The sequence below is a fragment of the Luteimonas sp. A478 genome, assembly GCF_054052025.1.
This window is the reverse complement of sequence record NZ_JBSVRF010000002.1, coordinates 595,220-615,892: the sequence shown is the minus strand read 5'-3', so window position 1 is coordinate 615,892 and position 20,673 is coordinate 595,220. Positions and strand designations below refer to the sequence as shown.

The following is a 20,673-nucleotide window of genomic DNA, read 5'->3' as shown; positions in this document are numbered from 1 at the left end:
ACCGACATGCTCGCCTACTACTTCAACCTCGCCCTGCGCAGCTTCAAGCGCAACAAGGTGCTGACCGCGCTGATGGTGCTGGCGATCGCGCTGGGCATCGGCGCGTCGATGACCACGCTGACCGTGTTCACCGTGCTGTCGGGCGATCCGCTGCCTGGCAAAAGCCACGCGTTATTCTATCCGCAGATCGACCCGGGCCAGGCCAACACCACCGATCCGGAGCCGCCGGACCAGCTGACCCGCTACGACGCTGAGGCCCTGCTGCGCGAGGCGCGAGGCGACCGCCAGGCGATGATGACCGGCGGCAACGTGGCGATCGAGCCGGAAGTGGCCGGGGTGGATCCGTTCTTCGCCGACGCGCGCTACACCACAACCGATTTCTTCCCCATGTTTGACACCCCCTTCCGCTACGGCAGCGGCTGGGACGGCGCCGCCGACGAGCAGCGGGCGCGGGTGGCGGTGATCTCCAGCGATCTCAACGAAAAGCTGTTCGGCGGCGAAGACAGCGTGGGCCGGACGGTGCAGCTGGACCAGGTCTCTTTCCGCGTGGCCGGGGTGCTGGACGGGTGGCGACCGGTGCCCAAGTTCTACGACATGTATTCGGACACCTACGGCGAGGTGGAGCAGGTGTTCCTGCCGTTTTCCACCTCGCGCGAACTGGACATGGCGCGCAGCGGCAACATGAACTGCTACCGCGCCCGCGATGAAGGGCAGCGCGACGTGGACCTGGGCGCCAGCTGCCTGTGGATCCAGTACTGGGTGCAGCTGGATACCCCGGCCAAGGTGGCCGACTACGAGCGCTACCTGGCCAATTACTCGGAGCAGCAGCGTGCCGCTGGGCGCTTCGAGCTGCCGCCCAAGGTGCGCCTGCGCAACCTGATGCAGTGGATGGACTACAACGGGGTGGTGCCGGGCGATGTGCGCCTGCAGGTATGGCTGGCGTTCGGCTTCCTGCTGGTGTGCCTGGTCAACACCGTGGGCCTGCTGCTGGCCAAGTTCCTGCGACGCTCGGGAGAGATCGGTGTGCGTCGGGCGCTGGGCGCCTCGCGACGGGAGGTCTTCGTCCAGTACCTGGTGGAGGCCGGCACCATCGGCCTGGCCGGCGGCGTGCTGGGCCTGGGTCTGGCGGCACTCGGGCTGTGGGCGGTGCGCCAGCAGGCGGCGTCCTACGCGGAGCTGGCGCACTTCAACCCACCCATGCTGCTGCTCACCTTCGCCCTGGCCCTGATCGCCAGCCTGCTTGCCGGCTTGCTGCCTGCCTGGCGCGCCACGCAGGTCACCCCCGCCATCCAACTCAAAAGCCAGTAGGTCGGGCTACACCCCCGACGCTTGCACCACGGAGTCCGCCATGGATATCAGACCCATTCTTTCCAGCCTGCGTCGGCACAAGACCGCGGCCGCGCTGATCGCTCTGCAGATCGCGCTGACCTGCGCGATCGTGAGCAACGCCGTGTTCCTGATCTCCGAGCGGGTGCAGAACCTGCGTACGCCCACCGGGGTGGACGAGTCCGGCCTGATCCGGGTGGAGGTGACCGGCATTGGCCGCAACGCCAATCCGCTGGCGCTGACGCGCGAGGACCTCGCCGCCATCCGCGCCATCCCGGGAGTGATCGCCGCGTCAACGGCCAATCAGGTGCCGCTTGGCCGCTCGTCCTGGAACACCTCGGTCAACCTCACGCCGGACCAGGAGCAGCCCACGCTCAACGCCACCATGTACATGGGCGGGCCGGCGCTGCTCGACACGCTGGGTGCCCGCGTCGTGTCCGGGTCCGCGCTGCCTGCTGATGCTTTCGTGCCGTTCGATGAAGCCCAGGGGTTCCAGGGCCTGAAGCTGTCGTCGATGCTGATCAGCCGCGAATTCGCCGAACGCGCCTTCCCCGGAGAAGAGGCCGTGGGCCGCGACATCTACCTGCTGGACGAGCCGGTGCGGGTGGTGGGCGTGGTGGAGCGCCTGGCCCGGCCCAACCGGATGGACGGAGACACCGGCTACTCCATGGTGTTGCCGATTGAATCGCCCTACACCGTGGGCGGCAACTACTTGGTGCGCACCACCCCCGAGCGCCGCCAGGAAGTGATGGAGGCGGTAGTGGCGGCGCTGAACGCCAACTCCAGCGGCCGCATCATCCTGCAGCAGCAGACCTTTGAGGAAATCCGCTCCGACTTTTACGCCCAGGACCGCACCATGGTCTGGCTGCTGGCGGTGGTGTGCATGGCCCTGCTGGTAGTGACCGCGCTGGGCATCGTCGGCCTGGCAAGCTTCTGGGTGCAGCAGCGCACCCGGCAGATCGGCATCCGCCGCGCGCTGGGCGCCACCCGGCAGCAGATCCTGCGCTACTTCCAGGTGGAGAACTTCCTGCTGGCCACGGTCGGCATCGCCCTGGGCATGCTGCTGGCTTTCGCGCTCAACCAGTACCTGATGGGACGCTACGAATTGCCGCGACTGCCGCTGTACTACCTGCCCGCCGGCGCCATCGTATTGTGGCTGCTGGGCCAGGCCGCGGTGCTCGGCCCCGCCCGGCGCGCGGCAGCCGTACCGCCGGCCATTGCCACCCGCAGCGCTTAGGAGCAGAAGCCTTGCGATACGCCGTCGATCTCGGATTCCGGGGCCTGCGCCGCCACCCCCGTACCACGACGCTGGCGGTGCTGCTGCTGGCCCTGGGTCTGTCCGCGGTGATGAGCATGCTGACCCTGCTCGCGATGCTCTCTTCCAACCCTTTGCCGGGAATCAGCGAACACCTGTATCAGGCATGGGTGGATTCGCGGCTGGCACCCACCAGTCGCGAGGCTGAGGAGCCGGCGGAAAACGAATGGCCGTTCCTGTGGAAGCTGGGCGATGCCGAAGCCATGATGGCCCTGCAGCCGCAGGTGCGGCAAACGGCCCTCGTGTCGACTCTGCTCACCATGTCCGTTCCGGACGGTACTCATAGCCACAGCACAATGGCAGTACTGGCGGAAGGGCCAATGCCGTCCATGTTCGGAGTCCCCTTGCACCGCGGGCGGTTCTGGACCGAACAGGAGGGGCGCGACGGGACGCCGGTGGTGATTCTGGCAAAAGAAACCGCAGCTGCGATGTTCGGTGGCGACGACGCGCTCGGCCGGGAAGTGCGCATCGGTTCGACGCTGTTTCATATCGTGGGCATCAGCGGCGAATGGGAGCCACAGCCCCGCTTCCATTTCCTTGCACCGGGCCAGCTGGCTTGGGGAGCCAGGGCGGACTCTGTATTCGTGCCCCTGCGTGCGGCACTGGATGCGGGCGTAGCGCCGCTGAGCACGCGCGATTGCGACAACACCTCCATGGGTGGCTACGGTTTTGACACGGTCAATCTGCAGGCATGCCGCTGGCTGGCGCTGTGGACCGAGCTGCCCGATCCATCCGTGCGCGCTGCCTACTCGGATACGCTGGCCGCCTACGCCCGTGCGCGCCACGAGGCCGGAGTGTTCGAACGCCCACCGGCCAGCCGTCTGGACAGCGTCCAGGCATGGTTGTCTGCCAACCGGGTCGTCCCGGACAGCGTGCGTCTGAACCTGTGGCTGGCCGGCGGTTTGCTGGCGCTGTGCATGGTCAACGTGGCCGGGATGCTCGCAGCCCGGTTCCTGCGCCGCAGCAATGAATTGGGCGTGCGCCGCGTGCTTGGCGCCCCGCGCCGTTCGGTGATGGTGCAGTGCCTTGTGGAGGCCGGTGCCATCGGGCTGCTGGGCGGACTTTTGGCGCTGCCGCTGACCCTGTTCGGCCTGTGGCTCATCCGCCTGCAGGACCACGGATATACCGAGCTGGCCCGCTTTGATCCGCGGCTGTTCCTGGTCCTTTGTGCGCTCTCCGTCGCCACCGGCCTGCTGGTGGGGGTGTTGCCTGCACTGCGCGCTGCCAGGATCGAGCCGGTATTGCAGGTCAAGAGCCTTTAGAGGAACTGATGCCGATGCCCCCGATCCGACAGATCCTGACCGCGCTGCGGCGCCGTCCGCTCATGCCCTGGCTGGTGGCACTGCAGGTTGCCATGGCCTGCGCCATCCTCACCAACGCGGTGTTCCTGCTCCAGCGCCAGGCAGCTCCGCTGCTGTTGGACGACGGGATTCCGCGCGGCCGCCTGCTTCTGGTCGACAATCTCGTCGCCCGCAGCGGCAACTGGAATGAGGCCGACATCCGCAGCGGGCAGCAAGCGCTGCGGGCGATCCCGGGCGTGGAGGAGGCGGCCCCCGCGATGGGCCTGCCAATGAAACAGACCCTGTCATTCGTCCTCGGCCTGCGTGGCCCCACCGGTGCCACCGCCATGTCCAGTGGATATGCCGGCGATGGACTGGTTGGTGCACTCGGGCTGGAGCTGATCCAGGGGCGGGATTTCCAGCCGGACGAACGCGCCACGGTGGACCTGGCCGATCAAGGCGTGGACATCCCGCCCGGAACGCCGGTGATCCTTACCCAGGCCTTGGCCCGCTTCTTCTTTCCCGACGGCAATGTGCTCGGCCAACGCCTGGATCAGACCGGGGGCGACAGTCATCTGGTGGTGGTTGGCGTGGTGCGCAGGCTGCTGCGCTACCAGCTCGGCGAGCTGGACGATGGCCAGGCGCAGTTTTCGATCCTGCTGCCGGCGCGCATCCAGTCCACCCCCGTGATCAATTACGCCGTGCTGGCCGACCCGGCGCGCATCGACGAAGTCCATGCTGCCCTGCCCGCGGCGCTCGAGCAGGTTTTCGGCACTTTGCGCATTCCGGGGATCGAAGCGCGCGTGGACCGCTATGAAGACCTGCGCAGCGACGCATTCCGCGCCCGGCGTGCAGCAGTCTGGCTGCTGGCGACCGTCATCGTGGTGGTGTTGGTGGTCGCCGGAGCGGGCATTGCCGGGCTGTCGGGTTACTGGGTGGAACAAAGGCTGCGCAGCATCGGCATCCGGCGCGCGCTGGGGGCGCGCCGGACAGATGTGGTGCGTCACTTCCTGGCGGAAAACTTCATCGTCGTCGGCCTGGGCCTGATCCCCGGGCTGATAGCGGGTTATGCAATCAATCAGTGGCTCATGCAGCATTACGCCATGCCACGCCTGCCGCTGGCCTATCTACCCGCGGGCGCAGCGGCACTGTGGCTGCTGGGCCAGGCGGCCGTGCTGGGACCGGCCCGGCGCGCATCAGGGGTGCCACCCGCGACCGCCACCCGCAGCGCATGAGGAGTTCTCCCGCCACGCAGTCCCGCCGCCTGCCCTGATCCGGACTACTGTACGAGCCATGCCCACGATCCTCGTCATCGACGACAACCCAGACGTGATCACCGCGCTGGAGATGCTGTTCTCCCTGTACGACATCCAGACGGTGGGTTCCGACTCCCCGGAGGCCGGGCTGGACGCACTGCGCGGCGGTGATATCGACCTGGTGATCCAGGACATGAACTTCCGCGCCGATACCACGTCGGGCGAGGAGGGCGTGGCCCTGTTCCGTGAGATACGCGCAGCGCATCCGCACCTGCCCGTCATCCTGCTCACCGCCTGGACCCATCTGGAATCAGCGGTGGAACTGATCAAGGGCGGAGCCGCCGACTACCTGGCCAAACCGTGGGATGACCGGAAGCTGCTGACCACGGTGAACAACCTGCTGGAGCTGGCGCAGTCACGCCGCGAGCTGGCGCGACATCGCGAAGGTGCGCGCCGACGCCACCAGGAGCTCGAGCGCGACTACGACCTGCGCGGCCTGGTCTGGGCCGACGCGGCCAGTGAGCGGGTGCTGTCGCTGGCCTGCCAGGTGGCGCGCTCGGAGCTGGCGGTACTGGTGACCGGGCCCAACGGCACCGGCAAGGAGAAGTTCGCCGAGATCATCCACGCCAACTCGGCGGTGCGCGACGGGCCATTCATTGCGGTCAACTGCGGCGCCCTTCCGGGCGAGCTGATCGAGGCCGAACTGTTCGGCGCCGATGCTGGCGCCTACACCGGCGCCACCCGGGCGCGTGAGGGGAAATTCGAGGCGGCCGATGGCGGCACGCTGTTCCTGGACGAGATCGGCAACCTGCCCCTGGCCGGCCAGATGAAGCTGCTGCGGGTGCTGGAAACCGGCCGCTTCGAACGCCTGGGGTCCAACCGCGAGCGTCAGGTAAAGGTGCGCATCGTCAGCGCCACCAACGTCGACCTGCCGGCAGCGATCGCCGCCGGCTCGTTCCGGGAAGACCTGTATTACCGTCTCAACGCCATCGAGCTGAAGCTGCCGGAGCTGGCCGAGCGGCAGGACGACATCCTGCCGCTTGCTCGCCACTTCCTGCCTGAGGGCAAGCGTCTGTCGGCCGGAGCCGAGCGTGCGCTGCTGGGCCATCCATGGCCGGGCAACGTGCGCGAGCTGCGCAATGCGGTGCAGCGGGCGGCCCTGCTCTCGCCCGGCGATGTGGTGGAAGCCGAAGCCTTCGGCCTTGCGGCGCCGCCGGCTGCTACCGCGCCGCCGACGGCGGATCCGGACCGGGAGGACATCGAAGCGGCACTGGCACGCAATGACGGCGTGCTGGCCCAGGCCGCCACCGAGCTCGGGCTATCACGCCAGGCGCTGTACCGCCGCATGGAACGCCACGGGATCCGCCGCGAGCCGGGTGGCGAGGGATGAACCTCTGGTGGCAGCGGCTGCCGCTGGGCCTGACCCTCGGCCTGCTGTCTGCGCTGTATATGGTGCTGGCCGCCGCGCTGGCCATGGCCCTGCTCCGCTGGCTGCAGCCGTGGGCCGCCACGGCAGTTTCCGCCCTGTTGCTGCTGCCGCCGCTGCTTTACCAGATCAGGCTGGTGCTTTCGCCGGCGCGCTCGCTGTTCAGGGCGCTGGCGGGCAGCGTGGCCAGCTACCGCGACGGTGACTTCAACTTCGGCGTGTCGTGGCAGGGCCGCGGCGAGCTGGGGGAGCTGGTCGCCAGCCACAACCGCCTGGGCGACGTCCTGCGCGAACAGCGCACCTCGATCGCCCAGCGCGAACTGCTGCTGGACACCGTGGTGCAGAACACGCCGGTCGCGACGCTGCTGGTCGACAGCGGGCGCCGGATCGTGCTGGCCAACATTGCAGCGCGCAAACTGCTGGGAGACGGCCGCCGGCTGGAAGGGCAGTCGTTCGGCGCCCTGCTCGATCGCGCCCCCGAGCCCATGCGCGATGCCATGGCCCAGGGTGGGGACGGAATGTTCAGCGTGGGCAGCGACGACGACGAGGACATCTACCACCTGTCGCGCCGCACGTTCCGCCTCAACGGCCGGGCACACGAGCTGGTGCTGCTGCGCCAGCTCACCGCCGAACTGCGCCGCCAGGAGGTGCACACCTGGAAGAAGGTGATCCGGGTCATCAGCCACGAGCTCAACAACTCGCTGGCGCCGATCGCTTCGCTGGCGCATTCGGGTGCGGAGCTGGTGCGGCGCGGCCAGTACGAGCGGCTGCCGGCTGCGCTGGAGACGATCGAGGGACGGGCGCGGCACTTGGAAGGGTTCCTGCGCGACTACGCCCGCTTCGCCAAGCTGCCCTCGCCGCGGCTGGAAAACGTGGAGTGGTCGGGTTTCGTGCGGCGCCTGCGCGAGCAGGTCGAGTTCGGCTTCGACGACGCCGCGCTGGACGGCCACGGCCGCTTCGACGTGGCCCAGGTGGAGCAGTGCCTGATCAACCTGCTGCGTAATGCGCACGAATCCGGCTCGCCCGCCTCGCAGGTGCGGCTGGACCTGCGCCGGCTCCCCGAAGCCTGGCGGATCGAAGTGCTCGATCGCGGCAGCGGCATGAACGAGGCGGTACTGGCCAACGCGCTGCTGCCGTTCTACTCCACCAAGCGCAACGGCACCGGTCTGGGCCTGGCGCTGGCCCGCGAGATCTGCGAAGCCCACGGTGGCCGCATTGCCCTGCAGAACCGCGAAGGCGGCGGCCTGCGGGTGAGCCTGACTTTGCCGTCCCCGTAGGAGCGCGCCGTGCGCGCGAAGCCGCGTGACTTGCGGCTGTGCGACGTGGCTCCGGCCGGTTCGCGGTGCACGACGCGCCACGACGGAATGTGATTCACGCGGCTTCGCGCGCGTGGCGCGCTCCTACTTTTTCTTGGGGCGCTGCCAGCGGTCGTTGATGCCCTGGCGGGCACGGCCGATGGCCAGGGTGTCGGGCGGCACGTCGTAGGTGATGGTCGAGCCGGCCGCTGTGGTGGCGCCGTCGCCAATGGTCACCGGCGCCACCAGCGAGGCGTTCGAGCCAATGAAAGCGCCATCGCCAATCACCGTCTTCGACTTGTTCACCCCGTCGTAATTGCAGGTGATGGTGCCCGCGCCGATGTTGGCACCGGCCCCGATCACCGTATCGCCGAGATAGCTCAGGTGGCCGGCCTTGCTGCCCACGCCCACGGTGGTGTTCTTGGTTTCAACGAAGTTGCCGATCTGGGCGCCGTCCGCCAGCACCGTGCCCGGACGCAGCCGGGCGAACGGACCGATGCGCGCGGTGCCCTCGGTCACCACGCCTTCCAGATCGCAGTGGGCGCGCACCTCGGTGCCCAGCGTCAGGCGCACGTCGCGCAGCCGGCAGAACGGGCCGATACGCACGCCGTCGCCCAGCTCCACCCGGCCTTCGAGTACCACGTCCACGTCGATCTCCACGTCGCGGCCCACGGTCACCTCACCGCGGATATCCACCCGCGCCGGGTCGGCCACGCGCGCCCCCTGGCGGCACAGCTCGCGCACCTGGCGCAGCTGGAACGCGCGCTCAAGCTGGGCGAGCTGCCAGGAGTCGTTGGCACCCTCGGCTTCGATCGGATCGGCGATCATCACCATCTCCGCGGCGCTGAATTCGTCCGCCGCCAGCGCGAACACGTCGGTCAGGTAGTACTCGCCCTGCGCATTGTCGTTGGACACCGCGCCCAGCCAGCGCTTGAGCGCGGTGGACTCCGCGGCCAGGATCCCGGTGTTGATGATGCGGATGTCGCGCTGTTCGCGGCTGGCATCCTTCTCTTCCACGATCGCGGCCACGTGGCCTTCCGAGTCACGCACGATGCGACCATAGCCGGTCGGGTCCTCCAGCTCGGCGACCAGCACCGCCAGGCGCGCGCCGTGCTCTCCGGCCACCAGGCCGCGCAGGCTGTCGGTGGTGATCAGCGGCACATCGCCATAGAGCACCAGCACTTCGGCACCATCCGGCACGTTCACCAGCGCCTGCTGCACCGCGTGTCCGGTCCCCAGCCGCTCGGCCTGCTCCGCCCACTGCAGGTCCGGCTGATCCTCGAGCGCCGTGCGCACCTGGTCGCCGCCATGGCCGTAGACAATATGGACCGCTTCCGGCTCCAGCCGTCGGGCCGCTGCGATCACATGGGCCAGCATCGGCCGGCCGGCGATTTTCTGCAGCACCTTGGGCAACGCGGAGTTCATCCGCTTGCCTTCTCCGGCGGCCAGGATGATCACATGCAGGGGAGCGCTCATATCAATTCCGTGAAGGTCGAATGCGAATTCTAACGGGCCGCGCTGCTACGATGCCCGCGCCCTCCCTGGATACAGCTTTCCACCTTGAGCCTGTACCGGCAATCACGCAGCTATCTGATCATCGGCGGCCTGCAATGGCTGCTGGACTGGGCAGTGATGGTGGCACTCAGCCACGCCGGGGTGCCGGTGCGCCAAGCCAACGTGGCCGGTCGCGTCTGCGGCGCGCTGATGGGCTACTGGGCCAATGGCAAGTTCACGTTTTCCGGCGAGGGCACCACCCTGGGCCCGGTGCAGCTGCGGCGTTTCGTATTGATGTGGATCGGTACGACCATCGTCAGCACCTGGGCGATCGGCCAGGTGGATGACGTGCTTGGCCTGCGCTGGGCCTGGCTGGCCAAGCCGCTGGTAGAGCTGGCGCTGGCGGCGGTCGGCTTCACCCTGTCGCGGCATTGGGTCTACCGGCGCTGAAGCCCCGTGGTCCCTCTATCGGTCCGGCGACGCTGCATGCACCAGTGGCAATAGGAGTTCCAACGGCAGCGCCGGCACGGTGCCGCGGTGTCCGCTCACCGTATCGGCCCGGAACATCGAATTGAGGATCGCCTCCTCGGTCGCTTCCGCTACCGCCACGAACAGCGGGCTCATGGCCTCGTTGCCGAGCACCGTTGGGGTGAGGACTGCGGCATCGCCACGGCGGCTCGCTGGGGCGGTGGAGAACGCAATCACGTAGTCACCTGATCCATTCGACATCGACGCGCCGGTACGGGCCAGGCCGACCACCGCGCGAGATGCCAGGCGGCCCAGCTGGCGCGCATCCAGCGGCGCATCGGTAGCGACCACGATCATGATGCTGCCGTCGCCATCGGCCACGGGAGGCTCGTCGCCGGAATCCAGATACGACGACGGGTTGGGGAGCTGCGCGCCGACGGGAACCCCGGCCACCACCAGGTCACCACCGTAATTGCTCTGTACCAGCACACCGACGGTATGCCTGGAGCCTGCGGTTTCAACTTCGCGGGAGCTGGTGCCGATACCGCCTTTCCAGCCAAAGGCCACGGTCCCGGCTCCGGCACCGATCGCGCCCTCGCGCACGTCATCGGTGGAAGCGCTCTCCAGCGCTTCGATCACATGCTGCGGGCGCAGCGGCCGGCTGCGGATATCGTTGAGGTGGCCGTCGTTGGTTTCCCCGACCACCGGGTTGATCGAACGCACCTGCTCCATGCCCGGCTGCTCCAGCAGCCAGCCGGCCATTGCATCGGCCGCCTGCCACACGCCCAGGGTGCCGGTAAGCAGGATCGGGGTTTCCAGCTCCCCGAGCTCGCGCACCTGGGTGACCCCCAACAGCTTGCCGAAGCCGTTGGCCACGTGGATCGCCGCCGGGACACGGTCGTGATAGAGGCTGCCGCCATGCGGCAGGATCGCAGTTACGCCGGTGCGGATGGTGTCGCCGGCATCGTCCAGGGTGACGTGGCCAACCGCCACTCCCTCAACGTCCACGATGGCGTTGCGCGGGCCGGTGGGCAACGAGCCGATGACCACCCCGGCCTCGCGGGCACGCGGACGTTCGCTGCCGGCCGTGTCTTGCGCGCAGGCAAGGAAAGGCACGGCGCTTCCGGCCACTGCCACCAGCATCAACATCGCTATCCGGATCATCCGGTCAACGTAGTCGTCCGCCAGGGCACATGCAACTGCGGGGCACCTTGGCCATGGACCACACAGATCTCAGCACGCACGCCTTGCTGACGCACGCACTGGTGTAGGAGCGCGCGAAGCCGCGTGACACCTGGCCTCGCCATGGGACGTCGGTTACGGCGTACTGGCCGAAACCCATGCCGACCGCTGGGATTCACGCGGCTTCGCGCACATGGTGCGCTCCTACCAGACGGCAAAACGCCGGCGGGAGCCGGCGTCTGCTTGATGCGGTACCGCGCGGGCGCGGCAGGCGTCAGTGCTTGAGGTTCTTGCGCAGCCGCTCCAGCGCCTGCAGCTGGGCGCTGACTTCGGCCAGCTTCTGCTGGGCTTCGGCGATGTCCATCGCCTCGCCGCGGCCGGCCAGCACACGCTCGGCCTCTTCCTTGGCTGCACGCACGGAGGCTTCGTCGATCTCGTCGGCACGGATGGCGGTGTCGGCCAGGATCGTCACCACCTGCGGCTGCACCTCGAGGATGCCGCCGCCAATGGCGAAGTCCAGCTTGCTGCCGTCGGCCTGGGTCACAACGACCTTGCCGGGCTTGAGCCGGGTGATCAGCGGCGCATGGCGCGGCGCGATGCCCAGCTCGCCCATCTCGCCGGTAACGACCACGAGCGTGGCCTCGCCGTGGAAGATCTCGGCTTCAGCGCTGACGATGTCGCAACGGATGGTGGTGGTCATGTATTCCAGTTCCAGTTTGGCGCAAGGCGGGCCGCGGCCCGCCATGCATCACGCGGTTTCTGACATCTTCGCGGCCTTCTCGACCGCCTCGTCGATGCTGCCGACCATGTAGAACGCCTGCTCCGGCAGGTGGTCGTATTCACCGTCCACGATGCCCTTGAAGCCGCGGATGGTTTCCTTCAGGGGCACGTACTTGCCCGGCGAGCCGGTGAACACTTCGGCCACGTGGAAAGGCTGGCTGAAGAAGCGCTCGATCTTGCGTGCGCGCGACACGGCCTGCTTGTCCTCTTCCGACAGCTCGTCCATGCCCAGGATCGCGATGATGTCCTTGAGCTCCTTGTACTTCTGCAGGGTGGACTGCACCTTGCGCGCGGTGTCGTAGTGCTCGTTGCCGATCACGTTCGGGTCCAGCTGGCGGCTGGTGGAGTCGAGCGGGTCGACCGCCGGGTAGATACCCAGCGAGGCGATGTCGCGGCTCAGCACCACGGTCGCGTCCAGGTGGGCGAAGGTGGTGGCCGGCGACGGGTCGGTCAGGTCATCCGCGGGCACGTACACGGCCTGGATCGAGGTGATCGAGCCGGTGCGGGTAGAGGTGATGCGCTCCTGCAGCACGCCCATTTCCTCGGCCAGGGTCGGCTGGTAGCCCACCGCCGACGGCATGCGGCCCAGCAGCGCCGAAACCTCGGTGCCGGCCAGGGTGTAGCGGTAGATGTTGTCGATGAACAGCAGCACGTCCTTGCCCTTGCCGCTCTCGTCCGGCTCGTCGCGGAAGTACTCGGCCATGGTCAGGCCGGTCAGCGCCACGCGCAGTCGGTTGCCCGGCGGTTCGTTCATCTGGCCGTAGACCATCGCCACCTTGTCCAGGACGTTGGAGTCCTTCATCTCGTGGTAGAAGTCGTTGCCCTCACGGGTACGCTCGCCCACGCCGGCGAACACCGACAGGCCTTCGTGCGCCTTGGCGATGTTGTTGATCAGTTCCATCATGTTGACGGTCTTGCCCACGCCGGCGCCGCCGAACAGGCCGACCTTGCCGCCCTTGGCGAACGGGCACATCAGGTCGATGACCTTGATGCCGGTTTCCAGCAGCTCGTTGGTCGAGGACTGCTCCTCGTAGGAGGGCGCCGCGCGATGGATTTCCCAGTGGTCGGTGGCATCGATCGGGCCGGCTTCGTCGATCGGGCGACCGAGCACGTCCATGATGCGGCCGAGTGTACCGGCACCCACCGGCACCGAGATGGCGCTGCCGGTGTTGGTGGCCACGAGGTTGCGCTTGAGGCCGTCGGTGGAACCGAGCGCAATCGTGCGCACGACGCCGTCGCCCAGCTGCTGCTGCACTTCCAGCGTGATCTCGGTGTTGTCGACCTTCAGCGCGTCGTACACGCGCGGCACGCTGTCGCGCGGGAATTCAACGTCGACGACCGCGCCGATGATCTGAACGATCTTGCCCTGGTTGCTCATTGTGTGTTGCTCCGATTACCTGTTCTGGTGGCCGGCGCGGGCCGGCTGGATTCTGTGGTGACCCGGTCCGTCAGACAGCGGCTGCGCCGCCGACGATCTCCGAGATCTCCTGGGTGATCGCCGCCTGACGCGCCTTGTTGTAGGACAGGTTCAGGTTGTCGATCAGCTTGTTGGCGTTGTCGCTGGCGGCCTTCATCGCCACCATGCGCGCAGCGTGTTCGGAGGCCACGTTCTCCATCACCGCCTGGTACACCAGCGATTCGACGTAGCGGGTGAGCACGTGCCCGAGCACGCCTTCCGGATCCGGCTCGTAGATGTAGTCCCAGTCGTGCCTGGCCACCTTTTCTTCGGAAGCAGGCAGCGGCAGCAGCTGATCGGTCGCCGCGCGCTGGGTCATGGTGTTCACGAAGTCGTTGTAGACCAGATACACGCGGTCCACGTTGCCTTCGTTGTAGGCGTCGAGCATGACCTTGATCACGCCCACCAGCTGTTCCACCTGCGGCGTGTCGCCCAGGTGGGTGACGCTGGCGACCATGTTCACCTTGACCCGGCGGAAGTACGTGGTCGCCTTCTGGCCGATGGTGACCAGGTCGATCTCGACGCCATTTTCCTGGTGCTTGCGGAACTCGCCCAGCAGCTTGCGGAACAGGTTGTTGTTCAGCCCGCCAGCGAGGCCACGGTCGGAGGAGATGATCACGTAGCCGACCCGCTTCACGTCCTGGCGCTCGACCAGGTACGGATGCTGGAACTCGGAATTGGCCTGGGCCAGGTGTCCGATCAGCTGCTTCATCGCGCGCGCATACGGGCGCGACTCGCGCATCCGCTCCTGCGCCTTGCGGATCTTGGAGGCCGAGACCATTTCCAGCGCACGCGTCACCTTGCGGGTGTTCTGCACGCTCTTGATCTTGGTCTTGATTTCTCTACCGCCAGCCATCTCTTCTTCCCGTTGGGGGGCTCAGGCCCCTTTCCCGTGGGGCGGGCCGGGGCCCGCCATAGGATTGCCACAGATCAGGGCGGACCAGGGCCCGCCCCGTCATTACCAGCTTCCGGTCTTCTTGAACTCATCGACCCCGCTCTTGAACGCGGCCTCGATGTCGTCGTTCCAGTCGCCGCTGGAATTGACCTTGGAGATCAGCTCCGCAGCGGTGTTCTCGAAGTGCGCGTGCAGCGCCTCTTCGAAGCTGCCGATCTTGTTCACCGGCACGTCGTCCATGTAGCCCTTGTCGACCGCGTAGATCGACAGCGCCTGGTGGAACACGCTCATCGGCGCGTACTGCTTCTGCTTCATCAGCTCGGTTACGCGCTGGCCGCGCTCCAGCTGGCGACGGGTCGCGTCGTCCAGGTCGGAGGCGAACTGGGCGAAGGCCGCGAGCTCGCGGTACTGCGCCAGGGCGATACGGATGCCGCCCGACAGCTTCTTCATGATCTTGGTCTGGGCCGCACCACCCACGCGCGACACCGAGATGCCGGCGTTCACGGCCGGGCGGATGCCGGCGTTGAACAGGTCGGTCTCGAGGAAGATCTGGCCGTCGGTGATCGAGATCACGTTGGTCGGCACGAACGCGGACACGTCACCGGCCTGGGTCTCGATGATCGGCAGCGCGGTCAAGCTACCAGTCTTGCCCTTCACTTCGCCCTTGGTGAACTGCTCCACATAGTCCTCGGACACGCGCGCGGCGCGCTCCAGCAGGCGGCTGTGCAGGTAGAACACGTCGCCCGGGTAGGCTTCGCGGCCCGGCGGGCGGCGCAGCAGCAGCGAGATCTGGCGGTAGGCCACAGCCTGCTTGGACAGGTCGTCATACACGATGAGGGCATCCTCACCGCGGTCCATGAAGTACTCGCCCATGGTGCAGCCGGAGTAGGCGCTGATGTACTGCATCGCGGCTGATTCCGACGCGGTGGCGGCCACCACGATGGTGTGCGCCAGGGCGCCGTTCTCTTCCAGCTTGCGCACGATGTTGGAGACGGTCGAGGCCTTCTGGCCGATCGCCACGTACACGCACTTGATGCCGGTGCCCTTCTGGTTGATCACCGCGTCGATGGCCATCGCGGTCTTGCCGGTCTGGCGGTCGCCAATGATCAGCTCGCGCTGGCCACGGCCGATCGGGATCATCGAGTCAACCGACTTGTAGCCGGTCTGCACCGGCTGGTCGACCGACTTGCGCCAGATCACGCCCGGGGCCACCCGCTCCACCGGCGCGCCCAGCTTGGCGTCGATCGGGCCCTTGCCGTCGATCGGCTCGCCCAGCGCGTTGACCACGCGACCCAGCAGCTCGGGGCCGACCGGCACTTCAAGGATGCGTGCGGTGGTCTTGGCGGTGTCGCCTTCGCGCAGGTGCTCGTAGTCACCCAGCACCACGGCGCCGACCGAGTCGCGCTCCAGGTTCAGCGCCAGGGCATACGTCGGGATGCCATCGGCGGTTGCGGGCAGTTCGATCATTTCGCCCTGCATCACGTCGGCCAGGCCGTGCAGGCGCACGATGCCGTCGGCCACCGATGTCACCGTGCCCTCGTTGCGGGCCTCGGCGGACAGCTTGACCTTGTCAATGCGCGACTTGATCAGCTCGCTGATTTCAGAGGGGTTGAGCGTGGTGCTTGCCATGGTTTCGTTTCCTGGTTCATGCGCCGCTGTGTGCAGCACACGGCTTCGATGTTCGTTTGTGTCCGGCTTCAGTGAGCCAGCGCGGATTGCAGGCGCTCCAGCTTGCCCTTGAGCGAGCCGTCGATGACCACGTCGCCGGCCGCGATGACCGCGCCGCCGATGAGGCTTTCGTCAACCGCTGTCTCGATCTGCACTTCACGACCGAACCGGCGCTTGAGCGCATTGCGGATCTGCTCGACCTCGGCCTCGGGCAGCTCGGCCGCCGATGTGATCTTCGCCAGCACCACGCGCTCATCCTCGGCGCGCAGGTCTTCATACAGCCCGGCGATGTCGGTCAGCACGCCCAGCCGGCCGTTGTCGGCGAGCACGGCGAGGAAGCCGGAGAATTTTTCGTCAGCGCCTTCCGGCGCCAGCAGGGTCACCGCGTCTTCGCGGGTCAGCGACGGATGCACCAGCACGGCCGCGACCTGGGGATCGGCCGCAACGCGGGCGGCGAATCCGAGCGCGTCCGACCACTGCACGGCCTGTCCGTCTTCGCGCGCGACCGCGAAAGCAGCGCGGGCATACGGGCGGGCGAGGGTCATGGACATCGGTCAGATCTCCGAAGCCAATTCGTCGAGCAGCGCCTTGTGGGTGTCGGCGTTGATCTCGCGCTTGAGCAGGCGCTCGGCGCCGCTCACCGCCAGCAGCGACACCTGGTGGCGCAGCTCCTCGCGGGCACGGGTGGCCGAAGCCTGGATCTCGGCGTCGATCAGCGCCTTCTGGCGCAGCCCCTCGGTGACCGCCTCGACCTTGGCGGCCTCGACGATCTGGGTGCTGCGGCGGTGCGCCTGGTCGATGATCTCGTTGGCCTTGACACGCGCGGCCTTGAGCTCGGCGTCGGCGGTTTCCTCTGCCTGGGCCAGCGCACGCTGGCTGTTGTCAGCGGCCGCCAGGCCCTCGGCGATCTTCTTCTGCCGCTCTTCAATCGCATTGAGCAGCGGTGGCCACACAAAGGTGGCGATCAGCCAGATAAACGCGGCGAAGGCCAGCGCCTGGGCGATTAGGGTCAGATTGATGCTCATCGTCGTGCTCTGCCTGTACTCGGGGCGCCCCAGTCACGGGAGGTGCCGGGGCTATCCGTGTTGCAGCCGCCGGCCCCAATGGCCGACGGTGCTCGTTGCTCCGCGACCGGCTGCTCAGACAGCCAGGCCACCAACCAGGAACGGGTTGGCGAAGGCGAACAGCAGGCCGACGGCGACACTGATGATGAACGGGGCGTCGATCAGGCCGGCGGTGATGAACATGCGCACCTGCAGCACCGGGATCAGCTCCGGCTGGCGGGCGGCGGACTCGAGGAACTTGCCGGCCATGAGGGCCATGCCCAAGCCGGCGCCCAGCGCGGCCAGCCCGACCATGAGGCCGACAGCCAGGGCAGTCGAGGACTGGACGGAGGCGATGAGAGCGAGTGCGGTTTCCATGATTGTCTCCAGAACGGCTTGCTTGTTGGAAGTTGAGGTGAGGGGTGGAACTGAATCGAAACCGGGATGTTGCGACCGGTCAGTGTGAATCCTCAGCCAGGCTGAGGTAGACGATCGACAGCATCATGAAGATGAAGGCCTGCAGCGGCACGACCAGGATGTGGAAGATCATCCAGCCCAGGCCGAACACGGCGCCGCCGAGTACGCCGAGCAGGAATGAGCCGCCAAGCACCCAGATCAGCAGGAACACGATCTCGCCGCCGAACATGTTGCCGAACAGTCGCATCGCCAGCGAGATTGGCTTGGACAACCACTCGACGATGTTCAGGAGCAGGTTGGCAGGCATCGCCCACTTGCCGAACGGCGTGACCAGGAAGTCCTTGGCGAAGCCGCCGATGCCCTTGGCGCGCAGGCCGAAGAACAGGGTCAGGAAGAACACGCTGATCGACAGGCCCAGGGTGGCGTTCACGTCGGCGGTGGGTACCGGCTTCCAGTACCCCACGCCCGCCCACTCAAGCGGCTTGGAGATGAAGTCCGCGGGGATGAACTTCATCATGTTCATGAACAGGATCCAGAAGAACAGGGTGATCGCGATCGGCGTCACCAGCTTGCTGGAACCGTGGTAGGTGTCACGAACCTGGCGATCGACGAACTCGAGCAGGATCTCGACGAACGCCTGCCACTTGCCCGGCACGCCCGAGGTGGCTTTACGGGTGCCCGTCCAGAACACCAGAAACATGATCACGCCCAGCACCACCGAGCCGATCAAGGTATCCACATGCAACGTCCAGAACCCGCCTTCGCCGACCGAATGGGTCAGGTTCTGCAGGTGGTGCTGGATGTAGCTCGAAGGGGTGAGTTCCGCTTCAACCGCCATAAGTCAGATGTTCCTGCCTGTTCAACGATTCAATGACACGATTCAATGGCGGGCCGGTGGACCGGCCATCGCCAGCATCTGCGCCGCCAGGGCCACGATCACCCCCAGCACCATCGGCAGCGGGGGAAGCCCCGCGCCCGACATGCCGAACAGCAGCGCCCCCACGATCACCGCCCACTTCATCCCGGTTCCGGCCACCAGCCGCATCAGCGCGACCATGCCCGGGTTGACACCGCCGCCGAGCGAGATGACGCTGGCCAGCCAGCCCCCGATCGCCACCGCGCCGCCGCCCAGTGCCACTGCCACTGCCCAGTCGGCACCCTTGGCCAGGAACGCCAGCGCTGCCACTGCGACTGCAGCGGCCTGCCAGACAATGGCGCGCCGTACCAGGCGCCGAGCTTCGGCGGCGAACGTGAACACTTCAGGATTCCGGATGACTGGGTAGGGAGCGGGACACAACGCAATAACTGTCCCGGTTAGCCCAAGAATTATAGCAGTCCAGGCGTTTGAGTCACAACCGCCGTCAGTCGTGCGGACTGGAGGCGTATTGCAGGGAACTTTCCCCGAAAGGGCCTGTCTCACCCTGTGTGCCTGATCTGCTGCACCTCCTCGTCGGTCCAGCACGCAGATCACCACCGAGCCCCGGCCCTGACCGGGGCTCTTTTTTTGCGCACCCCGCGGATCCTTTCACCCGGCGCCCACCCTGGCCGACCCCGCGCGCCGGACCGGCGCGCGGGGTTATTTTTTCTTCGGCAGGTACAGGTCGGTGATGGTGCCGGCGTAGATCTCGGCCGCCATGGCCACCGACTCGCTGAGCGTGGGATGGGGATGGATGGTGTGGGCGATGTCCGCCGCTTCCGCGCCCATCTCAATCGCCAATGCCGCTTCTGAAATCAGGTCGCCGGCGTGTACGCCCACGATCGCCGCACCGACGATGCGGTTGGTGGCCTCGTCGAACAGCAGCTTGGTGAAGCCTTCGGTGCGCCCCAGGCCGATGGCACGGCCACTGGCCGCCCAGGGGAACTTCGCCACTCCGACCTTGATGTCCTTTTCCTTCGCTTCGGTTTCGGTGATACCCACCCAGGCGATCTCCGGATCGGTATAGGCCACCGACGGGATCACCCGCGCGACCCACTCTTTCTTTTCGCCCGCGGCGACTTCCGCCGCCAGCTTGCCCTCATGGCTCGCCTTGTGGGCCAGCATCGGCTGGCCGACGATGTCGCCAATGGCGAAGATGTGCGGCACGTTGGTGCGCATCTGCCGGTCGACGTTGATGAAACCGCGCTCGCCCACGCGCACGCCGGCCTTTTCGGCATCGATCTTGCCGCCGTTCGGGCTGCGGCCCACGGCCACCAGCACCCGGTCGTAGCGCTTGTCCTCGGGAATGCTGTCGCCTTCGAACTCCACGGTGATGCCCTTCTTCTCCGCCTTGGCCTGGAGCACTTTGGTCTTCAGGTGGACGGATACGCCCTGCTTCTTCAGCCGGTCGGCCAGCGGCCTGACCAGGTCCTTGTCGGCACCGGGGATGAGCTGGCTGGCCAGCTCCACCACGGTGACCTCGCTGCCCAGCGCGCGGTACACGGTGGCCATTTCAAGGCCGATGATGCCGCCGCCCACCACCAGCAGGTGCTTGGGCACTTCGGCCAGCTCGAGCGCATCGGTGGAATCCATGATCCGCGGGTCTTCCCAGGGGAAGCCAGGCAGCTTCAGCGCCTGCGAGCCGGCGGCGATGATGCACTGCTCGAAGCGCACCAGCGTGGTCTTGCCGTCCTCACCGGCCACTTCGATCTCGTTGGGCGACACGAACCGGCCGGTGCCCTGCACCACCTCCACCTTGCGCTGCTTGGCCATGCCGGCCAGGCCCTTGGTGAGCTGGCCGACCACCTTGTCCTTGTGGCCACGCAGCGTGTCCAGCGCGATCTTCGGCTTGCCGAAATCAATGCCGTATTCCGCCGCCTGCTGCGCCTGATCGACCACCGCGGCCGAATGCAGCAGGGCCTTGGAAGGAATGCAGCCCACGTTGAGGCACACCCCGCCCAGGGTGGCGTAGCGCTCGATGAGCACCGTCTCCAGACCCAGGTCGGCAGCGCGGAACGCAGCGGTGTAGCCGCCGGGGCCGGAGCCGAGCACTACGATTGCGCACTCGACGTCGGCCTTGCGACCCGACGACGCCGCGGCCTTCACCGGGTCCGGCTCGGCGGGAGCGCGATGCGAGGTGGCGACCGGCGGCTTGCCGGGGCCGGCCTTGCTTCCGCTGGCTGCGGCCTTGTCGCTATTGCCGTCACCTGCGGCTTCCAGCACCACCACCACCTGGCCTTCGGACACGCTGTCGCCTTCCTTGACCCGCAGCTCCTTGATCACGCCGGCGTCGGGTGAGGGCACTTCCATCGTCGCCTTGTCCGATTCAAGCGTCAGCAGGCCCTGGTCGACGGCGACGGTATCGCCCACCGACACCAGGACCTCGATCACGGGTACATCGGAAAAGTCGCCGATGTCGGGGACTTTCACTTCCAGGGTCTTGGCCATCACGTGTT

At 67.1% G+C, this 20,673-nt stretch carries 19 protein-coding genes; 7 read left to right on the top strand and 12 right to left on the bottom strand.

Annotated features, from left to right (window positions below; genetic code table 11):
* Positions 1 to 6 precede the first annotated feature (6 nt).
* The 6 genes from ACW7G3_RS06480 to ACW7G3_RS06455 are packed head-to-tail and all read left to right on the top strand — an operon-like array spanning position 7 to position 7,880.
* Positions 7 to 1,308 (top strand): ABC transporter permease, encoded by a 1,302-nt coding sequence (locus ACW7G3_RS06480; RefSeq protein ID WP_456981806.1) that lies wholly within the window; start codon positions 7 to 9, stop codon positions 1,306 to 1,308.
* A gap of 40 nt (positions 1,309 to 1,348) precedes the next feature.
* Positions 1,349 to 2,563, top strand: coding sequence for an ABC transporter permease (locus ACW7G3_RS06475; protein ID WP_456975270.1), 1,215 nt, complete (start codon positions 1,349 to 1,351; stop codon positions 2,561 to 2,563).
* Between the two features lie 11 nt (positions 2,564 to 2,574).
* A complete protein-coding gene (locus ACW7G3_RS06470) occupies positions 2,575 to 3,903 on the top strand; it encodes an ABC transporter permease (protein ID WP_456981804.1) in 1,329 nt (442 codons plus the stop codon).
* A 14-nt stretch (positions 3,904 to 3,917) separates the two neighbouring features.
* Positions 3,918 to 5,156 (top strand): ABC transporter permease, encoded by a 1,239-nt coding sequence (locus ACW7G3_RS06465; RefSeq protein WP_456981803.1) that lies wholly within the window; start codon positions 3,918 to 3,920, stop codon positions 5,154 to 5,156.
* A 58-nt stretch (positions 5,157 to 5,214) separates the two neighbouring features.
* The gene (locus ACW7G3_RS06460; protein WP_456981801.1) at positions 5,215 to 6,567 is read left to right on the top strand and encodes a sigma-54-dependent transcriptional regulator; all 1,353 of its coding nucleotides are present in this window, start codon (positions 5,215 to 5,217) and stop codon (positions 6,565 to 6,567) included.
* Positions 6,564 to 7,880 carry a sensor histidine kinase gene (locus ACW7G3_RS06455; RefSeq protein ID WP_456981799.1) on the top strand — a complete coding sequence of 439 codons (1,317 nt, stop codon included), beginning with the start codon at positions 6,564 to 6,566 and terminating at the stop codon, positions 7,878 to 7,880. The genes ACW7G3_RS06460 and ACW7G3_RS06455 overlap by 4 nt, the downstream gene beginning before the upstream one ends.
* Before the next feature lie 123 nt (positions 7,881 to 8,003).
* Here ACW7G3_RS06455 and glmU read toward each other — a convergent pair whose 3' ends face one another.
* Positions 8,004 to 9,374, bottom strand: a complete 1,371-nt coding sequence (gene glmU / locus ACW7G3_RS06450; protein ID WP_456981798.1) for a bifunctional UDP-N-acetylglucosamine diphosphorylase/glucosamine-1-phosphate N-acetyltransferase GlmU — start codon at positions 9,372 to 9,374, stop codon at positions 8,004 to 8,006.
* Positions 9,375 to 9,458: 84 nt separating this feature from the next.
* Here glmU and ACW7G3_RS06445 point away from each other — a divergent pair, with 84 nt between their 5' ends.
* Positions 9,459 to 9,842: a GtrA family protein gene (locus tag ACW7G3_RS06445; protein ID WP_456981796.1), complete on the top strand. Its 384-nt coding sequence runs from the start codon at positions 9,459 to 9,461 to the stop codon at positions 9,840 to 9,842.
* A 15-nt stretch (positions 9,843 to 9,857) separates the two neighbouring features.
* On the opposite strand, the gene ACW7G3_RS06440 is transcribed toward ACW7G3_RS06445, so the two are convergent.
* From ACW7G3_RS06440 to lpdA, 11 genes are all read right to left on the bottom strand, one after another.
* Positions 9,858 to 11,003 carry a DmpA family aminopeptidase gene (locus ACW7G3_RS06440; RefSeq protein ID WP_456981794.1) on the bottom strand — a complete coding sequence of 382 codons (1,146 nt, stop codon included), beginning with the start codon at positions 11,001 to 11,003 and terminating at the stop codon, positions 9,858 to 9,860.
* Between the two features lie 313 nt (positions 11,004 to 11,316).
* Positions 11,317 to 11,742, bottom strand: a complete 426-nt coding sequence (locus tag ACW7G3_RS06435) for a F0F1 ATP synthase subunit epsilon (RefSeq protein WP_456975292.1) — start codon at positions 11,740 to 11,742, stop codon at positions 11,317 to 11,319.
* Positions 11,743 to 11,790: 48 nt separating this feature from the next.
* A complete protein-coding gene (gene atpD / locus ACW7G3_RS06430) occupies positions 11,791 to 13,200 on the bottom strand; it encodes a F0F1 ATP synthase subunit beta (RefSeq protein ID WP_456975294.1) in 1,410 nt (469 codons plus the stop codon).
* A 70-nt stretch (positions 13,201 to 13,270) separates the two neighbouring features.
* Complete coding sequence (atpG, locus tag ACW7G3_RS06425) at positions 13,271 to 14,134, bottom strand: F0F1 ATP synthase subunit gamma (protein WP_456975296.1); 864 nt, start codon at positions 14,132 to 14,134, stop codon at positions 13,271 to 13,273.
* 102 nt (positions 14,135 to 14,236) lie between these two features.
* Positions 14,237 to 15,802: a F0F1 ATP synthase subunit alpha gene (gene atpA / locus ACW7G3_RS06420; RefSeq protein WP_456975298.1), complete on the bottom strand. Its 1,566-nt coding sequence runs from the start codon at positions 15,800 to 15,802 to the stop codon at positions 14,237 to 14,239.
* A 68-nt stretch (positions 15,803 to 15,870) separates the two neighbouring features.
* Complete coding sequence (locus ACW7G3_RS06415; RefSeq protein WP_456975300.1) at positions 15,871 to 16,392, bottom strand: F0F1 ATP synthase subunit delta; 522 nt, start codon at positions 16,390 to 16,392, stop codon at positions 15,871 to 15,873.
* A gap of 3 nt (positions 16,393 to 16,395) precedes the next feature.
* Positions 16,396 to 16,866: a F0F1 ATP synthase subunit B gene (locus ACW7G3_RS06410; protein ID WP_456975302.1), complete on the bottom strand. Its 471-nt coding sequence runs from the start codon at positions 16,864 to 16,866 to the stop codon at positions 16,396 to 16,398.
* A gap of 114 nt (positions 16,867 to 16,980) precedes the next feature.
* On the bottom strand, positions 16,981 to 17,262 hold the full coding sequence (gene atpE / locus ACW7G3_RS06405; protein ID WP_343258632.1) for a F0F1 ATP synthase subunit C: 282 nt from the start codon (positions 17,260 to 17,262) through the stop codon (positions 16,981 to 16,983).
* A gap of 79 nt (positions 17,263 to 17,341) precedes the next feature.
* Positions 17,342 to 18,139, bottom strand: coding sequence for a F0F1 ATP synthase subunit A (gene atpB, locus ACW7G3_RS06400; protein WP_456975304.1), 798 nt, complete (start codon positions 18,137 to 18,139; stop codon positions 17,342 to 17,344).
* A 42-nt stretch (positions 18,140 to 18,181) separates the two neighbouring features.
* Entirely contained in the window at positions 18,182 to 18,559 is a 378-nt protein-coding gene (locus ACW7G3_RS06395; RefSeq protein ID WP_456981792.1) for a hypothetical protein, read from the bottom strand.
* 318 nt (positions 18,560 to 18,877) lie between these two features.
* A complete protein-coding gene (lpdA, locus tag ACW7G3_RS06390) occupies positions 18,878 to 20,665 on the bottom strand; it encodes a dihydrolipoyl dehydrogenase (RefSeq protein WP_456981791.1) in 1,788 nt (595 codons plus the stop codon).
* Positions 20,666 to 20,673 lie beyond the last annotated feature (8 nt).

Excerpts from the sequence above, each read along its gene's own strand:
- ACW7G3_RS06415 (WP_456975300.1), bottom strand. The coding sequence starts at position 16,392 with ATGTCCATGACCCTCGCCCGCCCGTATGCCCGCGCTGCTTTCGCGGTC.
- lpdA (WP_456981791.1), bottom strand. The coding sequence starts at position 20,665 with ATGGCCAAGACCCTGGAAGTGAAAGTCCCCGACATCGGCGACTTTTCC.
- ACW7G3_RS06410 (WP_456975302.1), bottom strand. The coding sequence starts at position 16,866 with ATGAGCATCAATCTGACCCTAATCGCCCAGGCGCTGGCCTTCGCCGCG.
- ACW7G3_RS06455 (WP_456981799.1), top strand. The coding sequence starts at position 6,564 with ATGAACCTCTGGTGGCAGCGGCTGCCGCTGGGCCTGACCCTCGGCCTG.
- ACW7G3_RS06480 (WP_456981806.1), top strand. The coding sequence starts at position 7 with ATGCTCGCCTACTACTTCAACCTCGCCCTGCGCAGCTTCAAGCGCAAC.
- atpB (WP_456975304.1), bottom strand. The coding sequence starts at position 18,139 with ATGGCGGTTGAAGCGGAACTCACCCCTTCGAGCTACATCCAGCACCAC.
- ACW7G3_RS06460 (WP_456981801.1), top strand. The coding sequence starts at position 5,215 with ATGCCCACGATCCTCGTCATCGACGACAACCCAGACGTGATCACCGCG.
- atpA (WP_456975298.1), bottom strand. The coding sequence starts at position 15,802 with ATGGCAAGCACCACGCTCAACCCCTCTGAAATCAGCGAGCTGATCAAG.
- ACW7G3_RS06440 (WP_456981794.1), bottom strand. The coding sequence starts at position 11,003 with ATGCTGGTGGCAGTGGCCGGAAGCGCCGTGCCTTTCCTTGCCTGCGCG.
- atpG (WP_456975296.1), bottom strand. The coding sequence starts at position 14,134 with ATGGCTGGCGGTAGAGAAATCAAGACCAAGATCAAGAGCGTGCAGAAC.
- ACW7G3_RS06465 (WP_456981803.1), top strand. The coding sequence starts at position 3,918 with ATGCCCCCGATCCGACAGATCCTGACCGCGCTGCGGCGCCGTCCGCTC.
- ACW7G3_RS06475 (WP_456975270.1), top strand. The coding sequence starts at position 1,349 with ATGGATATCAGACCCATTCTTTCCAGCCTGCGTCGGCACAAGACCGCG.
- ACW7G3_RS06435 (WP_456975292.1), bottom strand. The coding sequence starts at position 11,742 with ATGACCACCACCATCCGTTGCGACATCGTCAGCGCTGAAGCCGAGATC.
- atpE (WP_343258632.1), bottom strand. The coding sequence starts at position 17,262 with ATGGAAACCGCACTCGCTCTCATCGCCTCCGTCCAGTCCTCGACTGCC.
- atpD (WP_456975294.1), bottom strand. The coding sequence starts at position 13,200 with ATGAGCAACCAGGGCAAGATCGTTCAGATCATCGGCGCGGTCGTCGAC.
- glmU (WP_456981798.1), bottom strand. The coding sequence starts at position 9,374 with ATGAGCGCTCCCCTGCATGTGATCATCCTGGCCGCCGGAGAAGGCAAG.